The sequence below is a fragment of the Candidatus Omnitrophota bacterium genome (genome assembly GCA_028716245.1).
Taxonomy (GTDB): Bacteria; Omnitrophota; Gorgyraeia; order Gygaellales; family Profunditerraquicolaceae; genus UBA6249.
This window is the reverse complement of sequence record JAQUQW010000002.1, coordinates 49,861-61,859: the sequence shown is the minus strand read 5'-3', so window position 1 is coordinate 61,859 and position 11,999 is coordinate 49,861. Positions and strand designations below refer to the sequence as shown.

The 11,999-nt window shown below is 45.2% G+C and carries 11 protein-coding genes and 1 pseudogene; all 12 read right to left on the bottom strand.

Annotated elements, in window-relative coordinates; genetic code table 11:
- Positions 1 to 7 precede the first annotated feature (7 nt).
- Positions 8 to 1,774: a hypothetical protein gene (locus tag PHG87_03785; GenBank protein MDD5477309.1), complete on the bottom strand. Its 1,767-nt coding sequence runs from the start codon at positions 1,772 to 1,774 to the stop codon at positions 8 to 10.
- The gene (locus tag PHG87_03780; GenBank protein ID MDD5477308.1) at positions 1,771 to 2,388 is read right to left on the bottom strand and encodes a V-type ATP synthase subunit D; all 618 of its coding nucleotides are present in this window, start codon (positions 2,386 to 2,388) and stop codon (positions 1,771 to 1,773) included. The genes PHG87_03785 and PHG87_03780 overlap by 4 nt, the downstream gene beginning before the upstream one ends.
- Complete coding sequence (locus tag PHG87_03775) at positions 2,388 to 3,683, bottom strand: V-type ATP synthase subunit B (protein MDD5477307.1); 1,296 nt, start codon at positions 3,681 to 3,683, stop codon at positions 2,388 to 2,390. The genes PHG87_03780 and PHG87_03775 overlap by 1 nt, the downstream gene beginning before the upstream one ends.
- Positions 3,684 to 3,685: 2 nt before the next feature.
- A complete protein-coding gene (locus tag PHG87_03770; protein MDD5477306.1) occupies positions 3,686 to 5,425 on the bottom strand; it encodes a V-type ATP synthase subunit A in 1,740 nt (579 codons plus the stop codon).
- A gap of 7 nt (positions 5,426 to 5,432) precedes the next feature.
- The gene (locus PHG87_03765; protein ID MDD5477305.1) at positions 5,433 to 5,966 is read right to left on the bottom strand and encodes a DUF2764 family protein; all 534 of its coding nucleotides are present in this window, start codon (positions 5,964 to 5,966) and stop codon (positions 5,433 to 5,435) included.
- On the bottom strand, positions 5,967 to 6,569 hold the full coding sequence (locus PHG87_03760; protein ID MDD5477304.1) for a hypothetical protein: 603 nt from the start codon (positions 6,567 to 6,569) through the stop codon (positions 5,967 to 5,969). It abuts the gene before it with no gap.
- Positions 6,553 to 7,248, bottom strand: a complete 696-nt coding sequence (pyrF, locus tag PHG87_03755) for an orotidine-5'-phosphate decarboxylase (GenBank protein ID MDD5477303.1) — start codon at positions 7,246 to 7,248, stop codon at positions 6,553 to 6,555. The genes PHG87_03760 and pyrF overlap by 17 nt, the downstream gene beginning before the upstream one ends.
- Positions 7,236 to 8,171 (bottom strand): dihydroorotate dehydrogenase, encoded by a 936-nt coding sequence (locus PHG87_03750; protein ID MDD5477302.1) that lies wholly within the window; start codon positions 8,169 to 8,171, stop codon positions 7,236 to 7,238. The genes pyrF and PHG87_03750 overlap by 13 nt, the downstream gene beginning before the upstream one ends.
- Positions 8,165 to 8,941 carry a dihydroorotate dehydrogenase electron transfer subunit gene (locus PHG87_03745; protein ID MDD5477301.1) on the bottom strand — a complete coding sequence of 259 codons (777 nt, stop codon included), beginning with the start codon at positions 8,939 to 8,941 and terminating at the stop codon, positions 8,165 to 8,167. The genes PHG87_03750 and PHG87_03745 overlap by 7 nt, the downstream gene beginning before the upstream one ends.
- Entirely contained in the window at positions 8,916 to 9,623 is a 708-nt protein-coding gene (locus tag PHG87_03740; protein MDD5477300.1) for an isoprenylcysteine carboxylmethyltransferase family protein, read from the bottom strand. Before PHG87_03740 ends, PHG87_03745 begins: the two co-directional genes overlap by 26 nt.
- A 3-nt stretch (positions 9,624 to 9,626) precedes the next feature.
- Positions 9,627 to 10,427 (bottom strand): bifunctional DNA-formamidopyrimidine glycosylase/DNA-(apurinic or apyrimidinic site) lyase, encoded by an 801-nt coding sequence (gene mutM, locus PHG87_03735; GenBank protein ID MDD5477299.1) that lies wholly within the window; start codon positions 10,425 to 10,427, stop codon positions 9,627 to 9,629.
- Position 10,428: 1 nt separating this feature from the next.
- A pseudogene (gene carB, locus PHG87_03730) lies at positions 10,429 to 11,991 on the bottom strand (carbamoyl-phosphate synthase large subunit).
- Positions 11,992 to 11,999: the final 8 nt, after the last annotated feature.

Below are 11,999 nucleotides of genomic sequence, written 5' to 3'. Positions count from 1 at the left end.
TCCCCCTCTATTCTCTTAAAGGTTTATAATTTCGGCCGCTCCAGGAAATATTGGCATGGCCTGAAAATTCCAGCACATTCAACCTTACTCCGTGCACTAATACTCCCACCGGGCCCAACATAATACCGAGGCTATGGCCAACCAAAACAATAAAAGCCGCCAAAATTAAAGAAACTGCGCTTGCGTTTCCCACAGAAGAAGCCATAGCGTTAAAAGCATCGGCAATAGCTACCCCAGCCAAACCTACCGCAAAAAGACGGATATATGAAACCACGTCGGTAAAATTATTCATCAAGCTTAACGCCAATGTGCCTAAGCCTGAACCAATGCCTTTTAGGATATTTTTCTGCGGATTGGTGAATATTATAACCAGCATAATCCCGGTAATCAGCAACCAGTTGCCAAAAAACGGAAAACTATCTCCCAGGATAAGCACCTTGGCGATAAAAAAACAGGCCCATAAGATACAGGCCCAGCCAAGATCCGCGATCAAGCCTAAAGCCGGAGCTTTAAGTATTGCGCGCCAGATGTGGGCAATCGACAGATGCGTGGCTCCGAGAAAAAAACAAAATCTCTGCAGTGTTTTTTCATCGTTAAGCGAAGGGATCAAGGGTTTATACCCTGCTTTTAAAACCCATTCATGTCCAAAGAACGTGCCCGTGCAGACCCCCCATATGATAGCGCAAAAACTAAGGATGTAAAAGAGAAAAAAACTGCCGGTATTTTTCTTATTTTTTCTGGCCTGCCGGTGCAAAAAGAAGGTGATCAGAAAATAGGCCAGGCCGTATCCGGCATCGCCAATCAACATGCCAAAGAAAATACTAAAAAAAATGAGGAAGCACAAACTAATATCCAGCTCACGGTAACCGGGCAATATTTCAAGAAACTTAAATACCGGGCTGATGATGGTAATCCAGGCCGGATTACGCAGCAGAACCGGGACATTGTCTTCATCTGCCGGTTCCTCAACAAGCAGAGCCCATTGTTCTTGTTTTGCCTGATGCACTAACCTCTCCAGGCTATCAAAAGGAATATAACCGCTGATAAAAACCAGCTCCTCTGCCTGGCCCATTCCGGCAAGGGCTTCCTGAAACTCTAATTTTTTCTGTAAACTGCTCCTGATTTTATTTAAACTCAGCCGGTAGCTAAACTGTTCGGCCAATTGCTTTTCAATATGCTGGATTGCCTGAAGATCATGCGCTCTGCGCGCATACATCTGCGCTAAGCTCGTCGCAGGTAGGGGAATTTCTTTAAAGCCAAGATCTATTTTCTTATCCGAAATAATCAGGCAATTGGCAATTCCCCCTTTAATCGATAATTTATTGACGACGATATCGTTTGGTATTTGCCTTAATTGTTTGAGTGGTACCTGATAAAGCCCGGCGAAGATATTATTTTTGGCTAAATCCGCAAAATCCTGCGGGTCAAAATCACCCCATTCTTCATACTGCTTTATGTGCACAGAAAGGGAGGTCAAATACTCGGCTAACTGGTCTTTACGTTTATATAAATCGATGATATGGCGGATGGTAAATTGCCCGTCAGCTGCCTCTTGATCTTTGGGAACATATTGGGGTTGAATTTTTACTCCGGACAAAATACTTAAAGCCTGATCGATCAAGGAAATCTCTTCAGTTAAGATAACAATATCCTTGCCCTTGGGAATTTGCGTATGTTCAACATGTAAAACTCCCAAAGAACGTAATTTACTTAACCCGCTCAGGCTGTCTTTAGCCTGGGTAACTACGGTCGCTTTTTTCATCGGGACAATCATACTAGTCCTCCCGCAAAAACCGCTTCTTCGATCTTTTTCTTGGCAATTTTACTGCGGCCTACGGCGTTAGCCATCTGGTCCCCGATATAAATCTTAATCAGGCGGATATTTTCCTCGGCAAGTGGAATCTTTACTTTCTCAAAAAGATTGACTCTTTGCGTAGTGATGCGCAGATCATGCCTTAGGATAGCAATGCTTTCCTCAGCTAGCGCTACCTCTTTATTTAAAATAAAAATTTCCCTGAAGGCCTCAACCGCAAAATCAAGCCACAGAGGCATAAGAAATAAATCGTAATCCGGCGCGGCAAATTCCACCCCGTCAAATACGGGGATATCCGTACCAGCGATATTTTTAGGGTGGGTAATGATTTTTTCCGGCTTTAAATATGTTTTCAAATCTACCAGCGGGTCTGCAAGCAAACCGGACCAAAGATCAATTGCCTGCCTTTTTTTGGACAAAGCCTGTTTCTTTGCTTCCAGGACGGAATTCTGCTGCAGGATCTCCAGCTGTAACTGCTGTTTCTTTAACTGCAAGGTGGGCAGGTAGCGCTGAAATTGTTTTAGGGCGTCGCGCTGCCTTTTTAATTCGCCTTTGGTAAATTTTATTTTTGCCATTAGTCTTTCGGCCAAAACTGCTCAATAATCGAAAGCTTTATCCCGGTTTCCTCGGGAGAAAAACAATCCGCTAAAATCTGCCAGCCTAAATCCAGGGCTTTTTCCAAAGGGATATTTACCTTAAGCGACATCATATTCTCTTCAAAAAGCAAACCGTATTTAAGTAATTTCTTATCCCAGGCGCTCATCTGGAACCCCATTGCTTGTTTCTCCAGGGTTTCCCGGTAATTGGCAAAGAGCTGGATCATCGTATCCATAATCGTGCGATGGTCCGGGCGGGTTTTACCGTTTACCTGCTGCTTTAAGCGGCTTAATGACCCAAACGGCTCAATAACCGCGGACTTCAAGTAGAATTGGCCTTCGGTGATATAGCCGGTATTATCCGGGACCGGATGCGTCACATCATCTCCGGGCATTGTCGTGGCAGCCAGGATGGTAATTGAACCTGCCCCTTCGAAATCAACCGCTTTTTCATACCGGGCGGCAAGCTGGCTGTAAAGATCCCCGGGATAGCCGCGGTTAGAAGGAACCTGCTCCATGGTAATCGAAATTTCTTTCAAAGAATCGGCGAAGTTAGTCATATCGGTTAATAAAACCAATACCCGCTTGCCTTTTAAAGCGAAATCTTCGGCCACGGCTAAGCTGATATCCGGCACAAGTAAACACTCAACGGTAGGGTCAGCCGCGGTGTGGATAAAAAATACGCAACGCGAAAGGGCGCCGTGGGCGTTTAATGTTTCCCGAAAGAAAAGAAAATCGTCATATTTTAAACCCATCCCGCCTAAAATAATCGTATCTATTTCTGCCTGGATGGCAATGCGCGCCAGAAGCTCATTATAAGGCTCCCCGGCAATTGAAAAAACCGGAAGCTTTTGTGATTCTACCAGTGAATTAAAAACATCGATCATTGGAATACCGGTGCGGATAATTTTATTGGGAATAATTCTCCTGACCGGGTTTACGGAAGGCGCCCCGATTGCCGTTAAGTTTTCAGAAAGCACTGGCCCGCGATCCAGGGGCAGGCCGCTGCCGTTAAAGATGCGGCCCAATAGATTTTCTCCGGTGGCCACGCGCATCGGATGGCCCAAGAACCTTACCTTATCCTGCGTCGATATTCCGCGGCTGCCGGCAAAAACCTGCAAAGATACTTTTGTCGAATCGATGCGGATAACCTGGGCCAAAGAAACGCTCCGGCCGCAGGTAATCTGGGCGATATCCAGGTACCCCACGCCCTGGGCCTGGACGGTAATAACATCCCCGGCTATTTGAATAATATTAGTGTAGGCTTTTTGCATATTTATACGGCTTTAATTATTTTCTCTTCCAAAAATATGGCTATTTTTTCCTCGATCTCTTCAAATTCCTTGCTGTTATATTCAGTGGAGTTCCAGCCGCGGAAAAGCTGGCGCAAGGCTTGAAAAAAATGCAGGGCGCTTTCTTTATTTTCCAATTTATACTCTGAGTCCAGGATATCGCAAATAAAGGCGAATAAATAAATCTGCCGCTCTTGGGATGTGGCCTCATCAACCGGATCAAAGGCATTCTGCTGCAGATAAATAAAATCAAAAAACTCCCCCTTTAAATACTCGATATAATCATTTAACGAAGTGCCTTCTTCGCCGATAACTTTCATCATTTGCGCGATTTCGTGGCTGCGCTGTAAAATCGAGCGGCCTTTTTCCTGATGCCGGGGGTCAACGATACTCTTATATTTACTCCAGCTGATTAACGGGTCGATGGCCGGATATTTTCGGGCATCGGAACGTTCGCGCGAAAGCCCGTGAAAAGCGCCGACTACTTTTAGCGTTGCCTGGGTAACCGGTTCCTCAAAATTTCCTCCGGCAGGGCTGACCGTGCCGCCTATGGTTACCGAACCGGTTGCGCCGCCGTAAAGCCTGACGACCCCGGCCCGTTCATAAAAAGAGGCAATCCGCGACTCCAGGTATGCCGGAAACGCTTCTTCCCCCGGAATCTCCTCGAGGCGTCCGCTCATCTCGCGCATCGCCTGGGCCCACCGGGAAGTAGAATCGGCAAGCAATAAAACATTCAGGCCCATCTGGCGGTAGTATTCCGCGATGGTCACCGCGGTATAGACGCTGGATTCGCGGGCGGCAACCGGCATCGAGCTGGTATTACAGATAATTACCGTGCGGTCAATCAGCGGTTTATCCGTGCGCGGATCGATTAACTCGGGAAAAGTTTTTAATGTTTCGACAACTTCTCCGGCGCGTTCTCCGCAGGCGGCAATAATGACGATGTCCACTTCCGCGTGGCGGCTGGTCAACTGTTGTAAGACGGTTTTCCCGGCGCCAAAGGGGCCGGGAATACAATATGTGCCTCCGCGGCTGACCGGAAAAAGCGAATCGATCAGGCGCATTTTGGTTACCAGCGGTTCATGCGGCCTTATTTTTTCCGCGTAGGCACGAATCGGTATTTTTACCGGCCAGCTCTGTTGTAAAAAAACATCGTGGATGTGCCCGGTAGAATCTCTAAGCTGGGCAATCGGCTGTTTTAAATTATATTTACCGGCCGGAGCAATGCTTACCACCTCCAGGGAACCGGTAAGCATAAACGGAGCCATAATATAATGTTTAAAAAATTTCTCAGGGACAAAACCCAGCCAGCTGCCGGCTAAGACCTTATCTTTTGGTTTTACCAAAGGGGTAAAATCCCATTGCGCCTGGTCGCTGAGAGCCTCAAGATAGACGCCGCGTTTTAAGAAAAATCCGCATTTTTGAGCCAGCGCGGGCAGGGGATTCTGCAGCCCATCAAAGATTTGGCCCAATAAACCGGGGCCAAGCTCTACAGAGAGAAGTTCATTGCTAAACTCTACAAGATCGCCGACTTTTAAACCCTGCGTACTTTCATAAACTTGCATCTCCGCCTGATTGGCGCGTACGCGGATAACTTCCGCTTTTAAGCGCTCCTGCCCGTGAATAATATAGGCAACCTCATTTTGGATGATATTGCCGTCAACCTGGGCGGTAACCATGTTGGCGTTAACCTTAACAACGCTGCCGGTTCTCTTTTTTTCCATAATGAATTTAATCTAAAAATACCGCGTCAAATAAATGCCCTTTATCCGCATTAGCGGCCTTATCCCAGCGCTCCAGGATTTTAAGCTTTAACGCGTAAATCAATAAGAAATCAAAATCAAAATAATGCCCAAAAGACAGCTGTTCTAAAAAATCCCACCTCTCCTGGTCCAGGATCTTTTCCGCTTCCAATACATTGGCGCTGTGCCGGTGCGCGGCCATTGCCACGTGGCTGATATGGAATTGCGGGTGGTCAGGAAACCGGATAAATTTTGCGGGATCGATCTTTTTACCCCTGGCTCTAACGCGAGCCAGCTCATTTCTCAGGGTTACTTCAAAATTTACCCATTTCTTTAAACACCCCCCTGCTGTTGTATTTAAAAAATCGATGTCTTGATAACAGGCGTTATGTAAAATTTCAATTTCTGTTTCCGGAATTAAACCCTTACACTTAGCAAAAAAAACCTTTAAACTAAAAGGCATCTTTATAGAAAAATTAAGTATCGGCAGGCTGGAAATCAAATATGTATAATAAGAGGCCATTTATCCGGATTTTAAAATTTTATCCAATTCGGGTTTTAAGGAACCGGTTATATACTCTGTCAGGGCAGTATCGCTAAAATCAAAGATGGATTTTCCCGCGTCAAAGCTGATCACAAATCCGCGATCAATGCCGTCGGTAGATTTTAAAATTATTTGTTTCTTGGTTTCCTGCGCTAAATGTTTGAAAAACCCCTTCTCTAATTTTTCTTTATCTTTTTCATTTAAAGAAACAACGATTTCGGAGTTTAAAGAAAGCGGCGCGCTTTTAATCAGGGAGCCGATAATTCCGGCCAATTCTTCCGCAGTCAGGGCCCGGCCAAGTTCTGCCTTAATCAAGTTACCCAAGACGGAATTGATTTCTTTCCTTAAACTGATCAGTAAATCCCGGCCGGCCTGTTGTAAAGAGGCGTTGGTGGAAGCATCAAGTTTTTTTGCCTGGGCATCCGCGTTTTCAATAATCCGCTTGGCCTCAATTTTTGCCACGCTAATTATTTCTTTGGCCTGCAAATCCGCTTGGGCTTTAATTTGGGCTGCCTGCTCTTGGGCTGCCTTTACCCCTTCCTGCTGGATCTTTGCGATCAAATCTTTAATTTCCTGCGCCATGTAAGTCTCCCAAAAGTTCTTTTGCCTTTTTAAGCGGGTCCGCTGCTTTTAAAATCGGCCTGCCGATAACTAAAAAATCGCTCCCGGCTTTTACCGCTTCCTTTACCGTAGCCGTCCTCTTCTGGTCGTCTTGAAGAGAACCATTAAGCCTTATCCCCGGAGTAATCATTACAAATTTATTTTTTATTTTTTTCCGTAGGGCAGCTGCCTCGCGCACCGAACAAACAACTCCGTCTAGTCCGGAGGCTAATCCCTGTCGCGCTAATTTTAAAACTTCTGCGGGGTGAGCTTTTTGGCTGGTTAAAACCGTAACTCCGATTAACAGCGGCCTTCTTAATCCGGATACTTTTGCCTGATGCCTGGCTGATGCTACGGCAGCCTCAATCATTTCTTTGCCTCCGGAAATATGCAAAGTAAACATCTTTACTTTAAGACGTCCTGCCGCGGCTGTAGCCTGAGCAACGGTATTAGGAATATCAAAGTATTTAAGATCCAAAAAAACCTCGGCGCCTTTTTTATGTATTAACTCAATAATCTTTGGCCCGTAAGCAGTAAAAAGCTGGCTGCCAACCTTAAAGATTTTTATTCTGGGATAAAGCTTATCTACAAAACTCTTAGCCTCTTTTATCGTATCCACATCTAAAGCAAGTATGATTTGAGGCTTATTTAATCTTGGCACGCTTTTAATTTTCCCGTAAGCTTGCTTAAATCCTGAATATTATTGTCCGCCATATATTGTTCCAATCCGCAGATAATCTCCAAACTGGCTTTGGGATTAATAAAGTTTGCTGTCCCGATGCTGATTGCGCTAGAGCCGGCAATCAAAAATTCCAAAGCGCTTGCTGTATCCATTATACCACCCATACCGATAATGGGAATCTTAATCTTATTATAAGCCTCCCAGACCATCTTAACGGCTACGGGCCGGATTGCCGGGCCGCTTAAGCCTCCTGCCCAAGAACCTAATTTAGGAACACGCTTATTTACATCTATACTCATGCCGCCAAGGGTATTGATTAAGGCTACCGCATCGCTGCCGGCGTCTTGGGCCGCCAAAGCGATTTCGCTGATGGAGATTACATTGGGCGACAGCTTGGTGATTAAGCATTTCCGCGTAAGCTTACGTACTGAGCTGACTAATTCAAAGGTGTCCTTGGCATCTTGGGAAATCAATTTATCCTTATGCAGGTTGGGACAGGATATATTTAGTTCAATTGCGGAAACTTCATCAATACTGTCCAGTTGTTTGGCCAAAATAGCAAACTCATCCGGGCTTTCTTCGGCGGCAATACTGACAATAATCGGGATAGTTAGCTTTTTTAAGAAAGGAAGCTTCTCTTTGATAAATTTATTAATTCCGGGATTTTCCAGGCCGATAGAATTAAGCATGCCGGCAGGAGTTTCGCAGGTTCGGGGAGGAAAGTTCCCGTAGCGGGCCTTAATCGTAATGGTTTTGGTAACAATGGCTCCCAGTTTTTTCAGGTCGACAAAATCCCTGAATTCTTCGGCATAGCCGAATGTCCCGCTGGCCACCATTACCGGATTTTTCAGTTTAAGTTTGCCTATGCTTACGCTTAAATCGGGCTTGGCCTGTTTTACCATGTTAACTCCTGGCTTGAAAAAACCGGGCCGTCTTTACAAACCCGTTTATAACCGATTTTAGTAGAAACAACGCAGCCTAAACAAGCACCGATACCACAGGCCAAATGCTCTTCTAAAGAAAGTTGCGCAGGGATTTTATTTTCCCGGGCAATTTCACTCACCGCTTTTAACATCGGACGCGGGCCGCAAGAAAATAATCCCAACGGCTTGGCTTGCACTAAAACAATTTTTAATAAATCCGTGGCCTTGCCCTTAAACCCGGCTGAACCGTCATCGGTAGCTAACTCCACACCGCATCCTAAAGCCTTAAATTCCCGCGCGCAAAGAATCTGTTTTTTTGTCCTGGCTCCGATTAAAACTAAAGGCTTGCTTAATTTTATCTTTTCAGCCAGAAAAACAAGCGGGGCAACCCCCATGCCTCCGGCAATTAAAATATTTTTTCCTGCTTTTGCTTTAATTGCTCCCCGGTAATCAAACCCATTACCCAGCGGGCCGATCATATCCAGAAGCTCGCCGGGTTTTCTTTGGGATAAAACCTGCGTGCCTGCTCCGACAACCTCATAAAAAAGTTTAACCTTTGCCCCCTTTACCCTGTGAATACTAACCGGCCTTCTTAATAACGGCTCAAGTCCGTCGCTAACCCTGATATTCACAAACTGCCCTGGTTGGGCGTTTTTGGCAATTACCCCCGACTCAAATTCCAAATGCCAATAATTACCGCTGAATCTGTGATTGGAAATTAACTTAGCTTTTATTTGCGCTGTTTTCATCTATTTTCTTAGTCCACCGGCTAAGTAAAATCACTAAAAATACAAATAAAGTAAGAGTTAAAAATAACCAGAGCAGCTGCTGAAGATAGGCGTTAAATCCTTTCCCGGAGATTTCCTCCCAAGATGCTACCAGCAGAGTAAGCAAAAGGAGCGCCACAATCGAGCCGATCTCTTTCTGAAACCAGATTATCTTTATTGGTAAATAATCTCCGATGTCTAATTTTATCAGGCCGGATAATGAAGGAAAAATCCGCGGGACTTTTCGGCAATACTCTTGATAGGTTACCGGGAATATTGTTAAAAGTTTTTTTTCCTCTTTATAGATCAGCAGTAAATAGCGGATAATAAAAACAGTAACAAAAATTGCTACCGCCCACCATCGGAATACCGCCAGGACCACGCCCAGGCCGATTAAAAATATCCCCAGATACATGGGATTACGCACGAGCTGATACGGCCCGCCCTGGATTAATGCCTGGCTTTGATCGGAATGCTCAGCTTTATAGCCTCGGGCCGAAACCCGGATGATCTGGCCTAAGAAAATAAGGGCAAAACCCAAAAGCCTGATCCAGCCATCTCCGGCAGCCCCTGAGTATCCGCGGAGAAAAACACCGGGAAACAATACAATCAAAATACCGGCACAACCCATAATTATTCCGTTAATCTTCAGGCGTTTTTTCATGGATTATTTTTGGCACCTACCGCAAAAATAAGTGCCCCTTCCTCCTTGCGTAATTTTTTTGATCGGGCTGCGGCAAACAAAACAGGACTTACCCACCCGGTCATAAACCCGATGAAAACGCCGGTAATCCCCCGGTTTTCCGGAAAGGCGGACATAATCATCCACCGAGGAGCCGCCGTGCCTGATCGCGCTGTTTAATACATCTTTTATTTCTCTATATAAAGTTTGTTTTTCTTTTTCGGTTAAACTCAATGCGGTTCTGCGCGGATCAATCTTTGCCCGGAATAAAATCTCGGCGGCATAAATATTGCCGATCCCGGAGACAAATGACTGGTCCATAAGCAGCGGCTTGATTTTAGTTTTTCTCTTGGAGAGCATATCCTTAAAACCGGCGAAAGTCAAATCAAATGGTTCAGGCCCCAGCCCCTGGACAAATTTTAATTTTTTCCAATTGCCAACGAGGCGCAATTCTCCGAATAAACGCTGATCATTGAAATCTAAGATTGTGCCATCTGAAAAACGGATGGCTAACCTGCTCTTGCTGCTGCCTCCGGGATAGACTAGTTGACCAGTCATTTTCAGGTGTACAGCCAGATCCAGACCATTAGATAATTTAAAAATCAGTAGTTTTGCCCGGCGCAAGATATTCTTTATGGCTTGCCCCTCTAAAGACTTCTTAAAGGCCGAAGGCGCAGGCTCTCTTATGACTTTGGGATTATTTATATCAATCCTGATAATCTTCTTACCTGTAATTATCTTCCGAAGATCACGCTTAATTGTCTCTACTTCCGGTAATTCCGGCATGCTATTTTATTCTCCTGCCTTTTATCTTATAATATTCCTGCAGCGGTTTAACTTTGAGTTTTTTCTTTAACAGCACCTCGATCCCGCTTACGGTGGCCTGGGCCCCAAAGATGGTCGTGGTATAAGGTATGCCGCACAAAATAACCTGCGAACGTATTTTTACCTCATCCAGCCGCGGGATCCTCCCCGAAGGAGTATTAATTACCAGCTGGATCTTGCCCTCCTTCATCAAATCCAAAACATTGGGTTTGCCTTCCGATATTTTAGGTAAAACCTTAGCCGCAATCTTGCTTTTGGCTAGTGCCGCAGCCGTCCCCTCTGAAGCATAGATCTTAAAACCTAAATCCTTTAACTTTTTGGCAATTAAAATAATATTCCTTTTATCCCGGTCATTAACGGAAATAAAGACATTGCCTTTTTTGGGCAGTTTTTGCCCGGCGGCTAACTGGCTTTTGATATAGGCCTGGCCGAAATCCGCGTCAATTCCCATTACCTCTCCGGTAGATTTCATCTCGGGCCCGAGAATTATATCTACTCCCGGAAAACGATTAAAAGGAAATACCGATTCTTTGATTGCCACGTGCTTTGGAATAATTTCTTTGGTAAAACCTAATTCTTTTAGTTTCTTTCCCAACATCACTTTGGTTGCCAATTTTGCTAAAGGCACTCCGATCACCTTGGAAACAAAGGGCACGGTGCGCGAAGCGCGGGGGTTAACCTCCAAAATATAAACCTTACCATCCTTTACCGCGTACTGCACATTCATCAGCCCGATCACATGTAATTCTTTGGCCATATGCACCGTCGCCAAACGGATTTGTTTTAATATTTCAGTAGATAATGTGTAGGTCGGCAGGGACATCGCCGCGTCGCCGGAATGCACCCCGGCCTGCTCAATATGCTCCATAATCCCGCCGATTATAAAATCCTTGCCGTCTCCGGCTAAGTCCACATCAATTTCTATGGCATCCTCCAAAAATTTGTCAACCAAGATCGGATGCTCTCCGGAAACCGCCGACGCTTCTTGAATAAACTTTTCTAAAACCTGCTCATCGTAGGCAATCTCCATCGCCCTGCCGCCCAACACATACGAAGGCCGCACCAATACCGGATAACCGATTCGATTGACCACCTCCTTTGCCTGCTCAAAGGTAAATGCCGTGCCATTAACCGGCTGCAAAAGGCCAAGTTTATCGAGCATCTGTTTAAAACGTTTGCGGTCTTCGGCAATATCAATGCTATCAGCGCTTGTCCCTAAAAGCCTAATCCCGGCTTTAAGTAAAGGAACCGCCAGGTTTAACGGAGTCTGTCCGCCAAACTGCACAATTACCCCCATTGGTTTTTCTTTTTCGATGATATTCATAATATCTTCAAAGGTAAGCGGCTCAAAATAAAGCCGGTCAGAGGTATCATAATCAGTGGATACTGTTTCAGGATTACAGTTAACCATAATACTTTCTATGCCTTCCTCTCTTAAGGCATACGCCGCATGGCAGCAACAATAATCAAATTCAATCCCTTGACCAATACGATTGGGCCCGCCACCCAAAATAATGACTTTTTTTCGCATAT